This window comes from Virgibacillus subterraneus (assembly GCF_900110695.1).
GTDB classification, from domain to species: Bacteria; Bacillota; Bacilli; order Bacillales; family Amphibacillaceae; genus Lentibacillus; species Lentibacillus subterraneus.
Genome location: NZ_FOEH01000003.1, coordinates 409,543 through 431,809, shown reverse-complemented (window position 1 = coordinate 431,809; position 22,267 = coordinate 409,543). Strand labels below are relative to the sequence as shown.

Genomic DNA, 22,267 nt, shown 5'->3' with positions numbered 1-22,267 from the left:
ATTTAGTCTTTCACTAATAGCGACACTGACACTATATTTATACTGTCAATATATTTGAAGATGTTCACTTCAGTCCCTACATCATTTTTCAATATCAAAAGCTTCTGCAAGCAACCTATACGAATTTACTTTTGCATCAAAATCATAAATATTGGTTATGATCATAAATTCATCTGTCTGATAAAACTCACTGAGACGCATCAGTTCATTTTTGACCTTTTCCGGTGTTCCGATAATACAGCGATCACGGTTTTTCTTGATTTCGTTTAATTCTTCATCGCTGAATTTTTTCTTCTTCACTTCTTCAATCGAAGGAACCTTCGTATCCGCTCCCTTTCCGACACTTAATAGCCACTTGTCCTGACTCAAAGCCAGTTCTTCTGCCTCTTCTTGCGTGTCGGCGCACACAACAAATATACATACCATCGTTTCTGGCTGGTCAAGGCTTGGCGAGGATTGAAAACTGTTTCGATATGCTTCCATAACTGCCTGGCCGTTAGTTGGTTTAATAAAATGCCCAAATACGAATCCAAGTCCTAATTCAGCAGCATTCTGGGCACCTCGTTCCGACAAACCCAGCACCCATATTGGTGGCACACTATCCAACCGCGGAGCCGCTTTTACCATGCGGTACGGATGCTCTTTTGGTAACGTATTATGCAGAAAACCCTGCAAATCGGCTAGCTGTCTTGGAAAATCGCGCAGGCTTTTATTGACGCTATCGGTCAATGCCAAGCGGGTAGTCTGTGATCCACCCGGAGAACGTCCAACTCCCAAATCAATTCTATCTGGAAAAAATGCTTCAAGCGTTTTGAAATTCTCCGCCACTTTATACGGGCTATATTGGGGAAGAAGCACTCCTCCTGAACCAACGCGTATTGTGTCTGTATGCGATGCAATCCGTGTAATCAGTACTTCCGGCGATGTACTAGCCAATCCATTTGTATTGTGATGCTCGGCAACCCAATACCTTGTATACCCTAACTCTTCTGTTATTCTCGCAAGCTTTAATGTGTTATTCAACGTCTCTTTGGCATCGGAATTTCTTGAAATCGGTGCCTGATCCAATACACTTAATTTCATCTGGGCTGTCCCCTTTCACGCTCCTTCTAAATAGAATGAAGCAACCGCCCCTACCAATGGCAAGCGATTACTTCTTCAATTGATCAATTGCACTTATGCGGTCTGTAGTAGTCGTCAAGTGGTGCTTGATGCCTTGTTTTTATTATTAGGATATGTTTGTATCATTATACTGTCAATATGCTTAAAACCAAGTTTCACTAGTGATATCCAATCAATTATACTCCGTTTTAAATACCTATGAAATATAAACAACTTCTCTACACTTTGGGAAATTAGGACAGCCATAAAATTCTTGTCCTTTATAATCACCTTTTTTTGCTTCACGTTTTACCATTGGCACTCCACATTTTTTACATTGAGGAACTGAACCATTGTTAGAATCAGTGGTTACTTCCTGACTATGTTTAGACTCTATTCGATCAACGTCTTCAAGTACAGAATCTAGTTTTTCTTGTATCTCTGCGAAAGAATATGCTTTCTTATTTTGAAATCTAACTAATCGCAAATTAGCTATTTCAAAAACTTCTTCAACAAATTTATCACGTTCTATTCGATCAGCTCTTTGATGAGATCGATCATCTAATTCAATTCCACAAATAGGTTTTACCGTGTCTGTTGAACACAACAGAAAATCAACATGTTTTCTGCTAATTTTATTATTATAGGTACTTCTTTCACTTTGATTACTCGCATGTACGAAGAAAATATCTTGCAGAGAAACCTTGGGACATATTATTGCTCTATTTCCTATGTATTGCTGAAGTACTTTATAAAAGGATAACTCCGCATTAGATAAAAAGTCATCCCGCATAGCATACGGTAATTTAGTTTCTTCCTTAACATTCTCTTTTGGTGATCTTCCAATAAATTTAAAAAATATCCCCAAACAACCAGGATTATTATTAGACATTCTTATAACACCTCTATTTGAATAATACAATTGCTTCTCGTACAACAATTGCACAACTTATGTAAGTAATATCTTCACAATTGATAACAAACTATATTATATCTGTACTAAAGAACAACCCTTCACACAATATGTTTATTTTAACATAGGCACCAATAATTCTATCTTTAAAGTCATTATTTCCATGCATCTTTAGAGAAGATCAATTTTCGATCTTTTGAAATCGTAAACACGCCTCTATTAAACATCTTATGGTGTAGCTAAAGGAAAACATTTCGGCAGATTAACAGAAGGTAAGGTTACAAATTCTATAGTCACAGAAGGTGTTCCAGGTTTAGAAATCACAGATTTAGAAGATTAAAATGGTTTGCTTTAGGGGTAAAAGAGTAATTGAGAGAAATATATATACCCATCATCATGATTTACCTGAAATTGTTTTTTTAAAATCTTTTAATTGTCATTCTAGTTATCAATAATTTCGTCCACTACAGATTTTATATCCTTATAATCGACCGAATTACACACTTTTTTTAATGGTTTTAAAGAAACTGATTTCTGGTCGCCAAAGTGTTCATTTATCTTGCTTGTTGATAGAATATAAAATTCCCACTGATCCATATTTAAAGGATCCATTATGCTGCGGTCTTCTTCAAATAAAAGCGCAAAAATATATATTTGTGCGTGTCTATTACGTGAGGAAGCGAATTCACCAAATTCATATTTTTTAGCAATATCAAATATTGGAACAGATAGCTTACTCTGTTCCCATTCTTGCACAAACGCTGAAGATTTCACTTCAATAAGACTCCCCCTATACTTTACATCTGCAATATCCCACTCTACTCTACCGGTTCCAAGTGCAATCAAAGCATTCCCTACCAAAAACTCGGCAAATATTCCTCTTTCCCTGTTCATATTAATATTTGAGTAACGATAACCTCCTAATACGCCTGTATCCCAAATTTTAACAACTTCTTCGGCAAGATATCATCTAAATTTTGTATGTCCGCATCATGTAACTCTATTAGGTTAAATCCATACTTCTCATAGATTCTAAGCTTTTCCTGCTTTCTTTTTGCATACTTTGGCTCATCTTCCAATCCCCAATATTCTATGTATACTTTTCCAATCGGTAAATAAAAATCTGTATACACATCTTCTTCAATTGGAAGCTTTCTTTCGTATGCGTGTACAATTTCAGACATATACAGCCAGTTGTCTATCAGCATTTCAGCTCTTGAGCGTACATAGTGACCATCAGCAGATCTATGTTTTGCCTCAAATTTTTCTCTAAAATTAAGTGATTCATTTTCTGTAGGAGAAATCACCTGTTCAATTGCATTTCCTTGTAACTCATTGACTGTCTCTACTAACCTTTTATTTTGTAATATACTTTCTGGCCAGTTTACATATGGTATGCCAGTTTTATCATATTCAAGCTGTTTCCCACCGATACTCGTGCCCAGCTTAGTTACTGTCCAACCTTTGACAGATTTTTGTACAAAACCCAGTTCAGATAGGATAGGATTCATTTTAAATTTAGAAACCCCAAAGTGCTTACTTAATGCTGTAGCATTCAGCAGCTTATCCTTACTAGAGTTAAATATTTTATCTGTTTTTATATTTTCATCCCAAGCTATGTATTCTCCAACTTTTGGGTGTTTCTTTATCGTGCCACCATTTTCTTTACCTTTTTCGGTTAATAGCCAATTATCATTTGCCCTTACAATTAAGCCATTATCAAGTAAAATCTGAAATACTTCCTTTACATTCATTTTTAATTCTTTTGAAAGCGCCGTTGTTGAAAAGTATTTAACTTGATTCGTAGTTGCCACTATTAGCCTCCTATTTTCAATATATTACCAATATTAATTACTATAATATTATCATAAAAATCAAATATTTGTACCTAGATCTATTTTTTATGACTTTCATAAGCTGGACAATAGCCCGTGGCCCACATTTCGCTTAATACAGAAATGGCCTTACAAATATTAAATTTCAATAACATTCCCTCCCCATGCCACTTTTCGCCCCCGAGAATCGATAGTAGTTATGAATAATGAAATTATTCATAACCGGACACCTTATCTCCATCCGAAAATACTAATTCTAGCTTTCATATCTTTCCAGAAAGGGTATAGTGTAAAGTAAAAGTGATATACGAAAAAGGAGTTAGAAAAGATAATGAATCAATCGCTACTAGCCCCAATCAAAAATAGCTGGATTCTATTACGGTCAATAGCGGTAGTCTCTTCAAGCATTACGACAATAGTTTCTACTGTTCTTCCCATATTCTTGTATTATACTGTCGCTCCTAATAAATTGCTCTTGATATTCCTGTTATTACTATTTGGCGCCTTCCTGATTCACGGAGTATTGACGCATGTGTTGAATGACTTCGCTGACTATAAATCAGGAACAGATCAAAACAGCCCGGCAATTTTGTCAGGTGGTAGTCGTGTCATTCAGACTGGTGTTATTTCTGCTTCTTCACTCTGGCTGCTGGGTAAATGGCTTATTTTATCACTAAGTTTGATTGTCGTAGGATTAATCATATTTGGTTACTTTAAAATCGCTCTATTACTTGCCATCGGTTTATGGGGAGCCATTTCATACTCGCTCCGTCCAATTCAACTCAGTTATCGTCCCTTCATTGGGGAATGGCTATCAATGTTTCCGTCTGTTTTAATACTTGGGCTTGCCGGTGCCTGGCTGACGTTGGATTCAATCCCGACATGGGCTCTGCAAAACGCACTCATCAATGCCTTATTTTGTTTAGCCTGGGTAATGGTTCATCATATACCAGATCGAGAGGCTGATAGAAACGCTTCTCCTATAAAAAAAACAAGTGTCGTCTGGGCTTATGAAAAATTCGGATCTGCGTTCAGTCGTTTACCCGCCCTGTTATATTTCACACTGGTCGGATTATGTGCGGTCTGGCTGGGAACCGATCGTATCTGGGCAATGATTGGAACGTTAGCTGTGGTAGGGACTGCCATTTTCTTAGTCCTCAAAATGCAGATAGATAATCATTATCAAGTCTCTGCATATGAGAAAATCATCCTTATACTTGCGATGATTAATGGGGTTTGGCTTGGCATTTTTATTTAAAAAGAGGTAGCAAAAACATCCAAATACAATCTGAGCGTTTTTCATCTTGTTCCACTAAAGAACCCAATCGTTCAGGATTGTGCCCACAGATTTGGCGGATCCTCATTCCGTTATTTCCTATAAAATGCCTATTTTTATCGTGTTATGTAATCCTTATTCCTCTATTTACCCTTTTCGATCACATTTTCCATTGTTATTGGGTAAATAACGGAACCAGGAACCGATCCAACCTTACAGGACGGCTTTTTCACCATTTAGCGGAATCACAATCCACTTTACTAGTTTGAAATCCACATTCCGCTCACTTGCCCCCTCATTCCTGCTACCATGTCTTTAATACTTCATCATAAAATAGTTAATGCTTTTTCCTTACCAAAAATAATCCCCCAAACAATAATAATATAATACTATTCAACATTTTATTATTGTAAAACAATAAATAATATGGTAAAGTCAATTTGATAAATAAATAAGTGAGGTGCTTTTTATGAAACGTGGATCAACACTCTTTTTAAAAATAGCTGTTATTCTTATTGGACTTCCGATTCTTGCTTTGTGTATATTTGGGTTGCCTATCATAGCTAAAGAAGCAGCAGAAAGTAATTCGGAGTTTGCTTATGTACTATATGGCATTTTAATAATTATGTATGCATCGGCAATACCGTTTTTCGTTGCATTGTATCAGGCTTTTAAACTTTTAAGTTATATTGACAAGAACAAAGCATTCTCGGAAATATCTGTAAAAGTTCTAAAAAATATAAAATACTGTGCAATGACAATCAGTGGCTTATATGTGGTTGGTATGCCATTCTTCTATATCTTTGCGGAATTAGATGATGCCCCGGGTGTCATAATGGTTGGAATGCTCTTTATTCTTGCTCCATTAGTCATTGCTGTCTTTGCTGCTGTTCTCCAAAGACTTTTGCAGGAAGCGATTAATATAAAATCAGAAAATGAATTAACGGTCTGAGGTGAGTAATATGGCGATTATAATCAATATTGATGTAATGTTGGCTAAAAGGAAAATGAGCGTAACTGAACTTTCGGAGAGGGTTGGAATTACGATGGCTAATCTTTCTATATTGAAAAATGGAAAGGCAAAAGCGATTCGATTATCTACTTTGGAGGGTATTTGTAAGGCTTTAGATTGTCAGCCTGGAGATGTTTTAGAATACCGAAGTGATGATAGTAAGGAACAGATTTAGAGTTCGTGTTATTAATACTGTTCGCTAGTACCTGAAATCTACCGAAGCAGTGGTACAACTCCAGAACAAAAGCGCAAGCGCCTGTTCAGCGCCGTATGGACTGGACTGACCCGTGTGAGATAAAGGATACCCTAAGACCGTAAGCTGCCCCACAGGACGTGGGGTAGTTCGACGTTGCCACAGGATGTGGTGGGTTTAGTCGAACATCCTTTATTTCTTATCGTAAACACGGGGAGGGAAGTCCACTAGGCGCTAGGCGCTGGCCGGTGAGAACGCCACGTCCTGTGGCGTCACTGGCACTAGTACGTCCTGTACGTCGGAGCTGGACGTCGCTGATTCGGAATTCCAGTTATCCACAGCACTTAAACTTTATAATTTCCTAAACAATAATAAAAGGCAGCATTTAAACTGCCTTAAATCACCTTTAAAGTAGCTATTAATAGAATCCTCCACCGTATCCGTACCAGGGATAAGGAGGGTAGTAATATGGGTAACGGAATAAACTTCTGAAAAAGCGAAACGGGAATCGCTGTCTGCGGAATCGACGAAATCTTCTTCGAGGCCGTCCGTAGTTATAATCATATCCATAATCAAATTGTCTGTTCATTTGTTCTTCATCAACTTCTTCTGGAACTAACATGGTCACACCTTCCTCATCCATGCTATCGATAATTCCATCAACCTGCGATCCATCGCTTAGCTGTCCTATGACATGGTAGCTCATATACTGTTTACATAGCCCTTTAATTTGGTCAGGTTGGTAATCTCCCTGAGATTCATGAGGATTCATCTGCATATTGTTGTACACTAAACACCTCTCCTTTCTTTACATCAGTATAATATTCTCCCAGCTTGGGTTATGTGACCAATAAATTAGGTAGACTACTAATTACTACTTGGAGTTACTATATAAAAAAACGTTCACCTGAACGTTTTTGTTTACTAATTGCTCTTTTATAGAAATGAAAATGCCTTCTGTACTGATATGATAAAAATTACTATGGTTAACAATGAATCAAAATAAAGTATAATAGCCCTTCAAAGGGACGGTTCACGTAAAGAGTTATAAAATAACCACCCCCTAAACGCTTGCGCAGGCTCAGGGTGGTTATTTGTATTCATACATCTTGGCTAGTCATCGCAGTAAGTACTCCTTGTCCTTATTTTCCATCTGTTGTTCCCTCACCATCATCTTTGGATGTTCTTTTACCCGGTGCAAACCAGCCTAATAGGGCGATAGCCACGAGGACTCCGTAGAACGTAAGGGTCCAGGCTGTACTATGAGGAAAATCATGAGCTAATACGCCAATATCATCATGCGCAAGGGTTAGTAAAGCAAGCTTGACACCAACCCAGGCTACGATCACATAAGCAGTTGTTTCTAGAGCCGGACGCTTTTCAAGCAACTGAACAAACCAAGTCGCTGCATATTTAATTAATATAAGGCCAGCAATTCCTCCAAGTACTATCACAGCAAATTTACCGCCATCCATCCCGCCGAAATCACCAATTGGAGAATCCGGAAGTCCAAGAGCAAGTGCAACAGCTGCAAGAATTGAATCAATCGCAAATGCAAGATCCGCTAAAGCAATCTTACCAACAGTCGGCCAGAATCCCTTGCCTTTGGATTCTCCTTTCTTATCCTCTTCAACTTTTTCATTCTTTTTACCGAACCGTACCTTGATCACATGCTTCAGACCTAGGTAGAGAAGGTAGGCCGCACCAATGGCTTGTACCTGCCAAACATTCGCGATAAAAGAAATTGCAAATAAAGCACCAAAACGAAAGAAAAAAGCCATAATAATACCATAGTTAATTGCCTTTTTTTTCTGATCAACTGGTAAATGCTTGGCAATAACTGCCATTACAAGCGCATTATCAGCCGATAACAAACCTTCAAGACCAATTAGAATTAATAATGTCCATCCATATTCAAGTAAGATTGATTCCAAGTGTGTTCCTCCTATGTAATACTCATTCATATCGAAAAACTCATTAAATAAAGTAAGATAAAAAAATTCCGTTACCAAATACAGTTAAAGTTCCATTATTGATTGTAAATGATTAATCTAAAAAAGAAAACCTACCCTGCTTCTCTACAGGAGGCATCGATTACTTACACCTATATTTTTCTAAACAGGTGGTTAAACATTCACCTTCCAAAAATTTAGGATGGCTTTTATTCGTTTTTAAATCCTGCTGCTTGGTTCATTAACTCCATCATCAATTCCTCTGCTGAAATCAATCTATCTCCCCCACCTTGCGCAATTGAATCGCTTCCACCGCCTTTTCCATCAATTACGGGCAGGGTATTTTTAACTAAATCATTCATATTAATCACCACATCATTACTTCTCGAACAAACAAGTTGGAGCTTGTCCCCTTTTTCATTAATAAGCAATACCAGTATACCATCAGATTTGGCGGTAATCCGTTTGGCCAGTTGCTGAAGTTCCGGCATTGGTCTATCATAAAAGATTGCTTTTGCTATTTTCCAATTGATCTGAGACTCTGCCTGTTCAATGTAGGACTCTGCTTCATATTCAATCATTTCCATGTTCAACTCATTGACCTTTTTTTCAAGTCCTTGATTCAAACGCAAATTCCGAATTGCCGTTTCATTCAAATCCTGCTGTGGGGAGTTCAACGTATTTGTTAATTCTTGAATAACTTTATGTTTTTCATCGAGCTGTTTTAGAACTCTCATTCCAGAAACAAAGTAAACACGTATCTTTTTCTTCTTTTGCTTTTCCCAATGCAAAATTTTTATAGAACTTACCTGTCCAGTCGAGTCTGGATGTGTTCCGCCACAGCCATTATAATCAAAATTCGGAATGATAACGAGACGAATATTATCTACAACGGATACTTCTTTCCGCAGCGAAAAATTTGATAGTTCTTCCTTTGACACCCATCTTGTTTCAACAGGACGATTTTCCATGATAATGTTATTTACGGTTTTTTCCACGTGAGCTGTTTCCTCATCTGGAAGGCTTTCTACCTCAAGGTCAATCGAGCAAATTTCCGCACCTAAATGGAAGCTAACTGTTTTATAGTTAAATTCTTCTTCAAATGCAGCAGACAAAATATGCTGTCCAGTATGCTGCTGCATATGATCAAAGCGCCGGTTCCAGTCAATTTCACCAATATATGCCTCATGTATCTCAGCAGGCTCCTCTATGTAATGTCGGACTTCCCCATCAATTTCCACCACATCATAGACATTCACACCATTCAGTGTTCCCGTATCATGAGGCTGACCACCACCAGTTGGGTAAAAAGCTGTTTGATTTAAAATTACATAGAAATGCCCTTTCTCGTCCCTATCCGACTTTTGCAGTCTGGCTGTAAAGCTGCGCATATACCGATCCTGATAATATAATTTTTCTGTCACCATAGTTGTACTCCTTTGTTTAATATACGACTCTATTTTATCATAAACAGGCTCTTCCCCAGCTTAAACAGGCAAATTTCTTGCATTAAAATTCAGGATAAGATAACTTCACTATTAAATATACAGTTAGATAAAACAGTATTTAGTACATAAACAATGAATGAAATTAAACTGTTGAATAAGGCATCATCACGACACCTTATTTAATGTAAATTCTAAAGATATTGTGAGGTAATAATGATGAAACTTGTCGGGATATCGGGAGCACTGGCTGGTGACAAGACGTCTCTAGCTGTAAACGATGTTTTGGTCGCCGCTCAACTTCTTGACTCAACCATTCAGACAGAGTTAATTGACTTAAGGGAATATGAAGTTGAATTTGCTGTTGGTGCCCCGTTAGCAGATTATAACAAAGATACTTGGGATGTAGTTAGTAAAATATCGTCTGCCGATTTTCTGGTATTTGGAACGCCAATTTATCAGGCCTCCATTTCTGGGGCATTAAAAAATTTATTAGACCACTTTCCTGAAAATGCCTTCAAATATAAAGTAACAGGTATTGTAGCAACAGGATGGTCCAACAATCATTTTCTAGTACCAGAATATCAATTAAAGCCAGTCCTTTCTTATTTTAAAGGTTTAATTCCAACGGGTAATGTCTTCATCCAAAATGATGCCTTTAACTTGGAAAGTGATGAGATTATTGATCGTAATGTTACAGATAGAATTCAAAAACTTGCCGATGAAATGATTTATCTGCAACGGGGAATTAATAATAGATAGTGATTTCTAATATTGAATTCCACCCTACTAATTGTAAAATTTTCGTTCTTCAACATACTAATGTATAATTGTCTTTGCACACAGTTAAGGAAATATAAATACTTTCTTAATTGCAACAGTAACTAAAGTTTTCGCCATTAAAGCATGGTGATAAGCTATGTTTTCTAAAGAAAAGGCTGGTTATTAGTAATCTAAAGGAGTGGATAAAATGAACAATAGTCAATTTGAGAAAATAAAAAATGGAAAAGGATTTATAGCGGCCCTTGATCAAAGTGGTGGCAGTACGCCAAAGGCATTAGCAAATTATGGTGTCTTAGAAGATGCTTACTCAAACGAGGAAGAAATGTTTAATTTGGTACATGAAATGCGCACACGGATTATCACATCACCTGCATTTGATTCTACATATATCCTTGGCGCCATTTTGTTCGAACAAACCATGGATAGTAAGATTGAAGGCATGTATACAGCGGATTATTTAGCTGATAGGAAAGAAATTGTACCATTTTTAAAAGTGGACAAAGGACTAGCAGAACAATCAAATGGTGTGCAGCTGATGAAGCCTAACCCAGGTTTAGATAAATTACTTGAACGTGCAAATGAACGCAATATTTTTGGTACAAAGATGCGTTCCGTTATCAAGGAAGCTAACCCAGAAGGCATTAAAGCTGTCGTGGACCAGCAATTTGAAGTTGGAAAACAAATTATAGAAGCTGGCTTAGTTCCGATTATCGAACCAGAAGTGGATATTAACAGTAGCGACAAAGAGAAATCTGAAGAAATATTAAAAGACGAATTGCTGAACCATCTTAATGATTTATCTGAAACAGATAACGTGATGCTGAAATTATCGATTCCAACAAAAGCAAACACTTATCAAGAGTTAATCCAACACCCACGCGTTGTTCGAGTTGTTGCTCTATCTGGCGGGTATCCTCGGGTGGAAGCTAACGAAAAGCTTGCGAAAAATGATGGCTTAATCGCCAGTTTCTCCAGAGCATTAAGTGATGATTTAAATGTTAACCAAACAGATGAAAAGTTTAATGCTGCCTTAAAAGAAGCGGTAGACTCTATCTATGATGCTTCGATTAATAAAAAGTAATAGTAGTTAATAAAATAAGTGCCTGGTACCTTAGACGATGCTGAATTGTCCAGGGTGCCAGGCATTTTTTAGTTTCTCCGGAGTCTTGATCTCCAGAGATTAGTACTGCAACTGTTTGTTAGTTACGCATACTGAATTTGTTTCAGATAGTCATCAAGACATCTGTATTGTGAGTCGATGCCTTCAATTACACCCATATCTACAACTTTTTGAAGGGCTTCAACTGAATCAAATTGGGACCGCGCAATGAGTTTGGTCTTTTCACCCTGATCAATAAAATTCATCGTTACACGAGTCTCTGGCATACCAACTGTGCTATTACCTTCCTCATCCGAGAATACATCGGTGTAGACGATTTTCTCCGGTGCACTGATTTCTTCATAAACTGATTTATTCCACGATTCCTGGCCAAAAAAGTCTCCCTGGTTTTTGTCTGTGCACCGCATGCAATAATGCCACACACCACCAGGCTTAAACTCAAATTTGCGACTTTCGGTTTTCCATCCTTCTGGTCCCCACCAGTTTTCCAAGTGATCAGACTCCGAAAATGCTTTAAATACTAAGTCCCTTGGTGCTTCAAACACTCGCTCCATTACAAGTGTCCGGCCTTCCGTTCTATACGATAATTTGTTTTCTGACATTTAGTTTCCTCCTAATATTATTTTATTGAACAAAACTAAACAAATCTCCTTCCATTTGAATTGAAATAATATAACAGTAAACCAACTGCGATATTATTCCTTACTCTTCATCTTCCTTTTCCTGCAGTTTCACCAAATAATCGTCCAATCGGTCGAATTTCTCCTCCCAGACCTGGCGGTAAGATTCCAGCCAAGCGTCTAACTTCATGAGTGGCTGAGGCCTTAGCTTATAGATCCTTCGATTAGCAATCGGTTCTACCTCAACGAGCCCAGCATCACTAAGTACACGGAGGTGTTTGGAAACTTGAGGCTGACGAAGCTGAAGTTGTTCGGCGACTTCTCCTACTGTAAGAGGACCATCGCGCAATAATTCTATGATGTTTAAACGATTAGATTCAGCAAGAGCACTCATGATTTTTTCCATATATTGAATATACACTAATAAGAATATTCCTGTCAAGGAATATTAATAAAAAAATAAGTGCCTGTCACCTTTAAAGGCTAAGAGCGTTGTTTTAATTCTAAATTAAATGATGCAGGGATGAAGGGTTCAAAGGAGCAGAATGTGAATCACAAAGTTATGAAGTGGATCGTGATTCCGCTAAAAGGGTAAAAAAGCTTTCCTAGAAGGTTGAAACGGTTCCTGGTTCCGTTATTTACCCAACAACAATGAAAAATTTGGCTGAAAAGGGTAAATAACGGAACCAGGATTACATAACACGATCAAAATAGGCGTTTTTAAGGAAATAACGGAATGAGGATCCGCCAAATCTGTGGACACCAGCCTATCTAGTAAATAAATACAGGATTGGTAGTGGGTGACTTTAGTTGAGGAAGGACAGTATGCTACAACGTCAAAAAAGCTCAGAATTTATTCTGAGCTTTTTGTCTTGCAATTTAGGAAACTATAAAGTGTTTTTCTTTCCCAAAACTGCCCCGTTAGCTTAAATACTGCTTCCTTCTAAACGACATATAAAAGAAGCATCCATTCAAGATCGTCAGCACGACAAATCCGACAAAAATATTACTGTAAACAATCTCGTTCCCCTGTGCAATTGAAAAGGGGTTTAATTTTATATCATTATCATAGTCTAGTATTTTTCCAATAATCGCCCCACCGAAGGCACCAGACATAAAATTAACCAAATTATAAATCCCCATTCCGACTCCAATCTCATTCCGTGGGAGAACAGTCGAAATCAGATTGGCTGTGGAAGTCTGGATAAACGGAAAGGCGATAAAGGTTATGATTAGCACGGTACTGATAAGCCAAGCAGGTCCTCCTGTGAAAGTGGATATTAGCAAGAATCCAGTAATCATCAGCGCAAAAGCAATAAAGACTACTTGATTACTACCTCGTCTATCAGTTAAAAGCCCTGCCCATCTCCCCATAAACGCAGCAACCATGGCACCTGGAAATAATGTAAGGCCGATAAGCAGCGTATTCAATTCGTTTACCTCACTTAGTAAGAGAGGCATGATAAACATTAAGCCCATCATTGTCATGATCGCGAAAAAACCAGCAATAATTGTTGTTCGATATGGAGCGTTTTTAAATAGATCCGGACGAATAAATGGAATGTCACTCTTGGATATTCTCCACGAAAACAAACCAAAGAATACAATGCTAATGACGAAGTACCACCAATCAAACATCGTAATAAAAAGAATAAGATCAGCAACAGCTACGGCAATAAATACAGCCCCTAGAATATCAACTTTCCCTTCTTTTTTTTCCTCTTCAGGAATCCAGATTTGGAAGAAAGGTATGGTAATCATTACAAGTGCAGAAATTAAAAATAAAAATTGCCAGTTCAACGCACCCGCAACAAAACCACCAATCACTGGTCCTACTCCGGAGGCAAATGCCATTGTACTTGAAACAATTCCTAGTACTCTACCTCTTTCATCCCAGAAATACCGTGACGGCACAATAAAAGCCAATGCAAGAATGGAAGACGCCCCCATTGCTTGAATCAAACGCGCAATGACAACCATTAGAAATGTTGGTGCAAAAAAGCCAAAAACCGAACCTGCCGCAAATAAGCTCAACCCAATCGTTAATAGCGTTTTCAACGGATAAATATCAGCTAATTTTCCATACATCAACGCACCAATTGCATACAAAATGATATAGCCAGTTACAACCCAGCTTACCTGTGAGGGTAATAGAGAAAAGGATTTTGCAATATCAGGTACAGCAATCATGAACATGGTTCCATTCATAACTGAAAATAATAAAACGGAACACATCAGGAAGATTATTTTCTTTTTCTCTGATTTGGATAACGTATATTCTTCAGCTATCGCACTCATTTCTCAATTCTCCCTTCCCTATTAATAGCTTTCTCGATATCATAAATAGCCCAACTGGAAGTAATCCAGAAAAGCGAAAATAAAAAACATCATGTTGAATGAGTTTAACAAAAATATTATAAAGAGGGAATTATTTTAATTGTAATGATGAAGAGTTGTTATATCGAAGGAATAAATGCCTGTCACCTCAGACTATTCTGAACTGTCCAAGGTGACAGGCACGTGATTCACAGTTCTTTAACCACATAGTTTATCAAAGAAGTAATATCAAAAACTGGTAGATCTGTCATTTCACGTATGGTACGTTTATACGGCGGCATATTGGTACACTCAAGTACAATAGCAGTTATATCCGGATAATTGCTGATGAGCATACGAACTGCCTCTTCCATTTCCAGGGATACTTTTTCCATGTCCAGTGCATGTGTTTCATCTACAATTGCTGCAGTAAATGCTGGCCTGTCATCCATACCCTCAATCGCGATTGGAATGTCACCAGCTCTCGCACCTTCCAAATGCTGTTTGCCCAAACTCGCTTTTCTTGCAGTAAGAATTCCTATTCTCCCACCTGTAACCGTATGAAGCATCGGAATTTGGATTAAGCTTGATGCAAAGAAAGGAACTTTTAACTGATTCTGGATTTCCTGTTGAAAGATGGAAAGGAAGCCACAGCTTGTGGTTATTGCTTTAACGCCTTTTTCCTCTAAATACCTTGCTGATTTAATAAAAGGTTCGATCAATGCATTATCTCCCTTTTTAACTACACGGTCGATAGTTGCTTTTTCTACTATTCTATATTCAACAGGAAAAGGAAAGGTATCTGTATTCCCTATATCTCCCATTGGTCGGTAAAAGTCGGTATCCAGCATCAGAATCCCCAATTTTGCTGCCTTCATTTTAGACGAACCACACAATCAATCCGATAAGTAAGAAATATAGTGAGTTCGGTAATGCCAGCATCATTACTTTCAACGGATCTACTTTTGTATTTAAAATCCCACCTATCAAACCACAGATGACAAACGCTGTTAGACCAACCGGCGGCATATTCTGGCCCGCTGCTGCTATATGGGATGCCCCTAAAGCAATCAGTTCAGGGGCTACCTCCATTTTTTCAAGGATGGGACCAAGAAATGTAACAATAACAGATTGAGAAGTTGTTTGTGATCCGGTTAGCATACCTACTACTACCATCGACAGTGCCCCGCCCAATTTCACCATTGATGAACCCAGTCCCTCCGTCATAAGTGCAACTTTATCTATTAACCCAGACGCGTAAAAAACACCAACCATGACCCCTGCACAAATCTGTATCTGGACAGTCTGATTTACTTTTCCTAAGCCATTTTTAAATACCCCTTTGGTATCTTTTCTGACAGCAGGGAATAAAAAACTGACCAGAAAAGCAATAATAATTGCACTCACAACCTGAAAGGTAATGCCCTGCACAATTCTTATTTCTTTTAAAGGCTCCAGAATAAAAGCAAATATAGAAATTTCGGTAAAAATATTATAGTCAAATAACGTATTGGCCAGCACAATAGCGATTAAAACGAGCAGTGGTATCAGAGTCTTCCATCGTTCTTTTAAAATTTGGAAAACCTTCTGTTCCGGAATTAATTCCTTTGGCATCTTTTTTCCGCGGACAAATCGAAATGATTCCAAGATGGCCAATATCGCACCGATTGTCACGGTTACGTAAGCAATCTTTATTACCGGACTTGGATCAACCCCTACCAATGAAGCAGAAAGAAATACACCTTGTGTAATTGGCGGCATAATGGATCCGATGGAAGCACCAAGCAAAATAATCATACCAATTTGTTCCGGCTTCAATTTTAATTCTGTTAATGAATTGATAACGAGAAACCCAATGACTGTTGCTGCCGCTATGGCGTCCCCAAGAAGCGATCCGGCTAGAATAAGTGTAATAAATATGGCGACTATTAAACCCTTAGGAGAATTCCCGAATGCTGCGCGGAGACTGTTCAATGTTGTATCAATAGCACCTAATTTGGCTTGCGATTCTGCATAGAGACTGCCAAATAACGACAGCATGATAACCCAGGACAGGCGATCAATTCCATCCACGAATGCAAGCGCCGTTTCGCCAAGGTTTAATCCTGAAATTATTGCGGATGAAACAGCAGCTACAAGCAGTGCAACTCGTATATCTCCTCCAATCTTTGGTATTTTTTTCACCAATGCCATGATAAACAGCAACGCCAGTGGTACAATAATTTCAATCATACATACCCAACCCCTTGTTTCGGCTGTTTCTAAGGATTGTTGCTATTGATATAATTCGGATAGAATACTTGAGTGCTATAACACCGCTCCTGAAATACACTACGCTTTCCGTGGGCGGCTGGCGATCCTCCTCGTGCTGCGCACTGCGAGGTCTCCCCGATGCCTTTCCTCCCACAGGAGTCTACGTGTATTTCCTGGGCTGGAATATAATCACTTTAACTTGATATATAGAAATATAAATTATGATAAGATTTCAGACCATTTAAACCAGCAGCTAGAATGTGCGAGACTCCTGTGGGAAAGCGTTTAGATATCGCACTTATACCCGGAGTGGTGAAAGTGATTAGCAACAATCTCTTTAAAATAACAACCTTAATTTATAAAACTAAACTGCTTGCATCCGGTCCATTCGTAATGGTTCGAGCAAATCCTTATAGTTTGAGTTGTTGTCTGCTAAACTAGCAACCAGTACACCGGTGATCGGTGCAAGTGCAATGCCATCCCCTTCATGACCAGCGGCTATGATAAACCCTTGTACATCTCGTGATTCATCAATAATCGGAAGTCCATCACCTGTAAAAGGCCTGAACCCCACCATCGTACGAATAATCCGAATCTGTTTTAACGCCGGTGCAATACGACTTGCATGTGCAGCTATAGCAGAAAGCACTTCAGGCTCAACCGCTTTATCAAATCCCTTAAATTCCCTGCTTCCGCCGATTAGCAGATTTCCGCTTTCCGTCTGTCCAAGAGAAAGTCCGATTCCATATGGCTGATCATTCGTATCACTGTCATCCAGGTGCTTGGCAGCAATATACTGCGAGCATAATATATTTCCATGAATTAACGGTTTTACTTTTTCTGATATCAGAATTACACCACGCCGTGGCATAATTGTTAGTCCAATTCCGGCCATTTCCGCTATTTTAGGAGCAAAAGGACCTGCTGCATTTACCACAAGCTCGGTTGCAATATAGCCCTTATTTGTTTGCACACCAATTACTTTTCCTTGATTTACGGCAATATCAATCACTTCTGTATGTGTTTGTATTTCCACTCCCTTTCGCTTTGATGCCTCTGCAAATCCTTGGCTTAATAGAAGTGGATTCACCTCGGCATCCTCCTTGCTGTAAGCAGAGCCGGCAATATGCGATGATAAACTCGGCTGCCATGCAAGGGACTCTTTCCTGTCCAACAGCTTCACATCAATTCCAGCCTTGTTTTGCTTTTTTATAAAATCCTTCATGAAGGGGAAATGCGATTCCTTTTCGATGACGATCATCCCACCATTTTTCTTGAATTCAATCGAAGCTTCCAGTTCATCTTCTAAGTTCTCGTAAATCCTTCTGCTAGCATTTGCTAGTTTAATAGGAAAACCGGGTTTCTTTGATTGCAGGAAAATTGCCTTATCACAGGCTCCAGAGGTTTGTGCCCCTATTTCACCTTTTTCAATCAAAACCACTTTTCGGTGTTCTGCCAACCGGTAAGCAATTGATGTCCCAATCACGCCTCCGCCAATTACGACAGCATCAGCTGTCTGCATATAGCTTCACCCCCTTTAGAATAGTATTCCTTCCAGTATTGTTGTGACTTTTCCCTGCCTTTTCCTATATTCTGTTGAAATGTAATTACTGCATTGTCTCTTGCCTGTGTTACGTTTTTCTGTGCTTCTTCTATTAATTTGTAGCTGACCAGTCCAAGTTTTGCGGCAACGGCTGTTCCTGCAAGGTTCCCCTGTTCCATAGCAACCTTTGCACTTTCGATTCCGGTAATATTACCTGCTACAAAAATTCCAGGCTGTGTTGTTTCCATCTCCGGACTATGCAATGGAATATGACCACCTAGTTCCTCGATATACACGGACTCACACCCGACTGCACCTGCTAATTCCGTGAGTGGATACAACCCTCCTGAAATACATACACAATCCACATCAACTGTCTTGACACGATCCTCATTAGGAATACCTTCCTGACTTACTGGGGCTACCTTGATATGCTCCACCTGTTCAGCACCGCTAATTTCCAATACTGTTTTTCTTAAATAAAGAGGGGTTCCCCAAATCCTGATTCCAAACCACGGATAAAATTTAGCTCCGACTTGTTGGACAAATGGATACTTTGCCATATTTCCGGCAAACTTGAGGAATATGTTAGGTGCAGCGTGAGCCATACTGGATAAATAACTGATCATCTGACTAGGTGTCGACTTGTCTTTCGAAAATTCATTGTTCGGCGGAAGAAATATTCCCACCACATGAACCCCAGCTAGTTTTAATTGATGCGCGACTGATAAGGAAAGTGGATCCACGCCGATAACCGCCACTTTATTGCCAGGTTTTACACGATGGTAGTTTGTAAGAGTCTGTGCAGCCCCTACTGCCATTGCTCCCGGCAACGTCCATCCCGGAACTGGGATTGCTTTTTCAGTGGCTCCTGATGCAATTAAAACATATTCCGATTGAAGTTCTTCCCCGTTGTTCATTAACACCTTCCAACGTGGGTAGATTGCCCACACTTCTTTCCCCTGAAAACATGTAACCTCTGTCTGACGCAAATTTGTTTCCATTTCCCGGGCAATTTTCCTGCCATGCCACCAACCACTTTTTGGTTCTTTATGCAGTTGACCTAGTAATTTGCCCCCTACAGATGGATTTTCATCAATAATCGCTACCTTTGCACCGTATGACGCAGCTTTGATTGCCCCGCTCATTCCTGCAGGACCTGCACCAATAACAATCAGATCGTACTTCATGAGTCATCCCTGTCCTGCGATTCGATGTGCATTTGATCCTGTACATTTGTAATGCATGCTCGCACGCTTCGTTTTCCGTCAACCGTTACACGGCATTCATAACAGTGACCGATTCCACAGTATATACCGCGTGGCTCTCTGTTTTTTTCTGAATACCGCAGCACACGAATATGATTAGCAAGTAACGCAGCCGCAATCGACTCACCTTCATATGCTTGGTAATCCATCCCATTGAATGTAATCGTTACTGGTCTTTTTTCCAAATCTTCGAGAATCGGATGGTCCGTAATTCGCATCATTCAACACCCTTTCTCTCACCGGCTAGTTCAACCAGACTTAAGGGTCGTACAGGATAACTAAAGGTTAAGCCCGAACCATTTGTTATTTCCTTGTCAGTATAGTGAGCAACAATCTGTTCGATGAGTGGACGACACGTTTTTCCCTGACATATCCCCATACCAGCTCGTGTTTTCAGTTTTAATGCCTTCGCTGTTGTTAATCCTTCATTTATGCCTTCTTTCAGTTCACATAACATAACTTCTTCACATCTGCATATTAGTATATCTTTAGACATATTTACCTCCTTATCGTTCGACTGAACATGGACAGGAAAAGAACTCATTTAATTTTATGAATAAGAAGTTTCTTTCATGCAGGCTTTACTTACCCAGGGTTCTTGGAATAAAAAAGCAGAGCACCTCCTAAGGTACTCTGCATTAACCGATGTTCTTTATTCTTTTTGTTGAATCCTTTACTAAGAACCTCCTGCTCCACCACTTGCTCCTGCAGAATTATTCCCTTTAATAATCATATTAACTCCCATCACAACTGCTATTAATTCTTCCTTCGCTAACAGAGATGAATTACTGCTCAACTCATATGCTGGTGATTGAAAGAAACCACTGACTTTCTTAAATACAGCAACCAGATTTCCATCCTGATCAAGAATGTCATATTCCTTGGAAAACGCCTCTGATTTAATTTCATACTCGCCATGATGGTAGGAATGATAGACAAACTTCTTGGAAAATAAGGCTAAGCGTTGCTTTAATTTCCCAAGCTCCTGCTCACTTTGATTCTTCACAATCCACCCTCTTGAGAAAAAAGGGGAAGAACCCGTCACTACAATATTCCCATCCACATCCAGAATAGCGACACTTGATGAGAAAGCACTTTTTAAGTCAAGTGACCCGACTACCTCCTGTTCACCATTATAAATTTCCGTTGTTCCCTTTGAAAAAAAATTATCTTTAAAATAAATTGACTCCCCCATCAAAATCCTCCTAGTTTTATGCTGTTACTTTAGCTACGAATTAGGTATTCACTATGTTTCATTTTAAAATAACTTGCATTAATTTCATACTTACAGGAAAGAATGTTACCATAACTTTAGGTAAGTAAGAGGAGGATTAATTAAAATGGGTGAAATCGAAGTTGGCGAAGTTTTCACAATAAGTGATGAATCAGAAGAAGAACATTCAGTTGAAGTATTGGCAAAGGTTACATTAGAAGGAACTGACTATGTAGCTGTCAGCTTTGTACAGGATTTACAGGCAGAAAGTAATGATGACATTGATCTCTTCTTCCTTAAAATAGACGATGATCATGATCTATCAGCAATTGAATCCGACGAGGAATTTGATAGAGTGTCAGAGGCATTTGATGCAATTTTAGATGAGGAATAAAGTTTTAAAGGGAGCGACTTTTAATGGTCCTCCCTTTTTTAATTTAATAATGATGTAACAAGCATTTACTCTTTTATACCTGGATAAAATTTGGTATAGAGGGCACTATACCCTTGAAGGAGTGATAGAAATGGCTAACAACTGGAAACAAGATGATATTGAAACATTTAGAGAGATAATTAAAGATGTAGACACGGCCATGTTGACTACAGCTACTGAAGAAGGGCTGATTTCTCGTCCCATGAGAACACAAGAAGTAGAGTTTGATGGTGACTTATGGTTTTTCACTAAAAAAGAGACGAATAAATATGATGAAATATTACATAATCAAGATGTTAATGTAGCATATGTAGGTAAATCCTATGTTTCCGTCCGTGGAAGAGCGGAAATCGTTGAAGATTTAGGCAAGAAAAAGGAATTGTGGAGCAAAATATATGAGAAAATAATGAAAACTTCTTATGATGATCCTAATGTTATCTTGATAAGGGTAAATGTGGAAGCAGCCGAATATTGGGAAGGAGGAAATCACATAAAGAAAATTGCCTTTTACTATAAACGAATGACCAAGCAAAGTTCTAAATCAACAGACATTAATGAAACATTAGAGTTTAATAATTAACAACAAAAGTGGATTGTCTGGGACATTTAGGGACAGGTTCCTTGTCCCATTTTTCACTAAACTAGACAACAAATTTTTTCGATATAAAAGGTGATGATAAGTTAGAAGAAGGAACTGACTATGTGGTTTTCAACTTTGTACAGGATTTACAAAGGAATGGCAACAATGATTTATCAGCAATTGATCCGACAATAACTTTGATAGCGTCTCAGCAGCATTTGATGCAATTTTAGGTGAGGAATAACGTTTTTAAAGTGAGTGACTTTGAATAGTCTTCCCTTTTTCTATTTAAAAATGATGACTAGCAAAGCTTCAATAGTATACAATATTGATAATGTGAAAATTAAGTAAGATGTTTAACAATTAATCAAAATAAGGTATACTATAAATAGAAAGTCATACATTAATAAA

The 22,267-nt window shown here is 38.5% G+C and carries 24 protein-coding genes and 1 pseudogene; 7 read left to right on the top strand and 18 right to left on the bottom strand.

Going from position 1 to position 22,267, the window contains the following annotated elements:
• Positions 1-81 precede the first annotated feature (81 nt).
• From BMY13_RS11775 to BMY13_RS11760, 5 genes and pseudogenes are all read right to left on the bottom strand, one after another.
• A complete protein-coding gene (locus BMY13_RS11775) occupies positions 82-1,083 on the bottom strand; it encodes an LLM class flavin-dependent oxidoreductase (RefSeq protein WP_092504820.1) in 1,002 nt (333 codons plus the stop codon).
• Between the two features lie 235 nt (positions 1,084-1,318).
• Positions 1,319-1,993: a DUF2726 domain-containing protein gene (locus tag BMY13_RS11770; protein WP_092504818.1), complete on the bottom strand. Its 675-nt coding sequence runs from the start codon at positions 1,991-1,993 to the stop codon at positions 1,319-1,321.
• Positions 1,994-2,147: 154 nt separating this feature from the next.
• Positions 2,148-2,253 (bottom strand): annotated as a pseudogene (locus tag BMY13_RS20000) (phosphorothioated DNA-binding restriction endonuclease); the annotation flags it as partial.
• 202 nt (positions 2,254-2,455) lie between these two features.
• A complete protein-coding gene (locus BMY13_RS11765; protein ID WP_175476786.1) occupies positions 2,456-2,860 on the bottom strand; it encodes a hypothetical protein in 405 nt (134 codons plus the stop codon).
• Positions 2,861-2,934: 74 nt separating this feature from the next.
• Complete coding sequence (locus BMY13_RS11760) at positions 2,935-3,828, bottom strand: glycerol kinase (RefSeq protein ID WP_245736091.1); 894 nt, start codon at positions 3,826-3,828, stop codon at positions 2,935-2,937.
• Positions 3,829-4,180: 352 nt separating this feature from the next.
• Here BMY13_RS11760 and BMY13_RS11755 point away from each other — a divergent pair, with 352 nt between their 5' ends.
• The 3 genes from BMY13_RS11755 to BMY13_RS11745 all read left to right on the top strand — a co-directional run bounded on the left by BMY13_RS11755 (position 4,181) and on the right by BMY13_RS11745 (position 6,312).
• Positions 4,181-5,107: a prenyltransferase gene (locus BMY13_RS11755; protein ID WP_092504814.1), complete on the top strand. Its 927-nt coding sequence runs from the start codon at positions 4,181-4,183 to the stop codon at positions 5,105-5,107.
• Between the two features lie 487 nt (positions 5,108-5,594).
• Entirely contained in the window at positions 5,595-6,077 is a 483-nt protein-coding gene (locus BMY13_RS11750; protein WP_092504812.1) for a DUF2975 domain-containing protein, read from the top strand.
• A gap of 10 nt (positions 6,078-6,087) precedes the next feature.
• Positions 6,088-6,312 (top strand): helix-turn-helix domain-containing protein, encoded by a 225-nt coding sequence (locus BMY13_RS11745; protein ID WP_092493839.1) that lies wholly within the window; start codon positions 6,088-6,090, stop codon positions 6,310-6,312.
• Between the two features lie 436 nt (positions 6,313-6,748).
• Here BMY13_RS11745 and BMY13_RS11740 read toward each other — a convergent pair whose 3' ends face one another.
• From BMY13_RS11740 to BMY13_RS11730, 3 genes are all read right to left on the bottom strand, one after another.
• On the bottom strand, positions 6,749-7,120 hold the full coding sequence (locus tag BMY13_RS11740; RefSeq protein WP_245736090.1) for a hypothetical protein: 372 nt from the start codon (positions 7,118-7,120) through the stop codon (positions 6,749-6,751).
• A 352-nt stretch (positions 7,121-7,472) separates the two neighbouring features.
• A complete protein-coding gene (locus tag BMY13_RS11735) occupies positions 7,473-8,264 on the bottom strand; it encodes a TerC family protein (RefSeq protein WP_092504810.1) in 792 nt (263 codons plus the stop codon).
• Between the two features lie 227 nt (positions 8,265-8,491).
• Complete coding sequence (locus tag BMY13_RS11730; RefSeq protein ID WP_092504808.1) at positions 8,492-9,709, bottom strand: alanyl-tRNA editing protein; 1,218 nt, start codon at positions 9,707-9,709, stop codon at positions 8,492-8,494.
• A gap of 237 nt (positions 9,710-9,946) precedes the next feature.
• On the opposite strand from BMY13_RS11730, the gene BMY13_RS11725 reads away from it, so the two are divergent.
• Together BMY13_RS11725 and BMY13_RS11720 are read left to right on the top strand one after the other, a co-directional pair.
• Positions 9,947-10,489: an NADPH-dependent FMN reductase gene (locus BMY13_RS11725; protein WP_092504806.1), complete on the top strand. Its 543-nt coding sequence runs from the start codon at positions 9,947-9,949 to the stop codon at positions 10,487-10,489.
• A gap of 208 nt (positions 10,490-10,697) precedes the next feature.
• Positions 10,698-11,591 carry a fructose bisphosphate aldolase gene (locus BMY13_RS11720; RefSeq protein WP_092504804.1) on the top strand — a complete coding sequence of 298 codons (894 nt, stop codon included), beginning with the start codon at positions 10,698-10,700 and terminating at the stop codon, positions 11,589-11,591.
• A 122-nt stretch (positions 11,592-11,713) separates the two neighbouring features.
• On the opposite strand, the gene BMY13_RS11715 is transcribed toward BMY13_RS11720, so the two are convergent.
• The 10 genes from BMY13_RS11715 to BMY13_RS11670 all read right to left on the bottom strand — a co-directional run bounded on the left by BMY13_RS11715 (position 11,714) and on the right by BMY13_RS11670 (position 20,825).
• Entirely contained in the window at positions 11,714-12,232 is a 519-nt protein-coding gene (locus BMY13_RS11715) for an SRPBCC family protein (protein WP_092504802.1), read from the bottom strand.
• 100 nt (positions 12,233-12,332) lie between these two features.
• Positions 12,333-12,656: an ArsR/SmtB family transcription factor gene (locus BMY13_RS11710; RefSeq protein ID WP_092493831.1), complete on the bottom strand. Its 324-nt coding sequence runs from the start codon at positions 12,654-12,656 to the stop codon at positions 12,333-12,335.
• 515 nt (positions 12,657-13,171) lie between these two features.
• Entirely contained in the window at positions 13,172-14,548 is a 1,377-nt protein-coding gene (locus tag BMY13_RS11705) for an MFS transporter (protein WP_092504800.1), read from the bottom strand.
• A gap of 227 nt (positions 14,549-14,775) precedes the next feature.
• Positions 14,776-15,444: an aspartate/glutamate racemase family protein gene (locus BMY13_RS11700; RefSeq protein ID WP_092504798.1), complete on the bottom strand. Its 669-nt coding sequence runs from the start codon at positions 15,442-15,444 to the stop codon at positions 14,776-14,778.
• Between the two features lies 1 nt (position 15,445).
• Entirely contained in the window at positions 15,446-16,798 is a 1,353-nt protein-coding gene (locus BMY13_RS11695) for a TRAP transporter large permease subunit (RefSeq protein ID WP_092504796.1), read from the bottom strand.
• A 385-nt stretch (positions 16,799-17,183) separates the two neighbouring features.
• Positions 17,184-18,341, bottom strand: a complete 1,158-nt coding sequence (locus tag BMY13_RS11690) for an NAD(P)/FAD-dependent oxidoreductase (protein ID WP_092504794.1) — start codon at positions 18,339-18,341, stop codon at positions 17,184-17,186.
• The gene (locus BMY13_RS11685; RefSeq protein WP_092504792.1) at positions 18,317-19,552 is read right to left on the bottom strand and encodes an NAD(P)/FAD-dependent oxidoreductase; all 1,236 of its coding nucleotides are present in this window, start codon (positions 19,550-19,552) and stop codon (positions 18,317-18,319) included. The genes BMY13_RS11690 and BMY13_RS11685 overlap by 25 nt, the downstream gene beginning before the upstream one ends.
• A complete protein-coding gene (locus tag BMY13_RS11680; RefSeq protein WP_092504790.1) occupies positions 19,549-19,851 on the bottom strand; it encodes a (2Fe-2S)-binding protein in 303 nt (100 codons plus the stop codon). Before BMY13_RS11680 ends, BMY13_RS11685 begins: the two co-directional genes overlap by 4 nt.
• Positions 19,848-20,126: a (2Fe-2S)-binding protein gene (locus tag BMY13_RS11675; protein ID WP_175476785.1), complete on the bottom strand. Its 279-nt coding sequence runs from the start codon at positions 20,124-20,126 to the stop codon at positions 19,848-19,850. The genes BMY13_RS11680 and BMY13_RS11675 overlap by 4 nt, the downstream gene beginning before the upstream one ends.
• 180 nt (positions 20,127-20,306) lie before the next feature.
• Positions 20,307-20,825 (bottom strand): LURP-one-related family protein, encoded by a 519-nt coding sequence (locus BMY13_RS11670; protein WP_092493823.1) that lies wholly within the window; start codon positions 20,823-20,825, stop codon positions 20,307-20,309.
• A gap of 145 nt (positions 20,826-20,970) precedes the next feature.
• On the opposite strand from BMY13_RS11670, the gene BMY13_RS11665 reads away from it, so the two are divergent.
• Positions 20,971-21,237 (top strand): DUF1292 domain-containing protein, encoded by a 267-nt coding sequence (locus BMY13_RS11665; RefSeq protein ID WP_092504786.1) that lies wholly within the window; start codon positions 20,971-20,973, stop codon positions 21,235-21,237.
• Between the two features lie 130 nt (positions 21,238-21,367).
• Positions 21,368-21,856 (top strand): pyridoxamine 5'-phosphate oxidase family protein, encoded by a 489-nt coding sequence (locus BMY13_RS11660; protein WP_092504784.1) that lies wholly within the window; start codon positions 21,368-21,370, stop codon positions 21,854-21,856.
• Positions 21,857-22,267 lie beyond the last annotated feature (411 nt).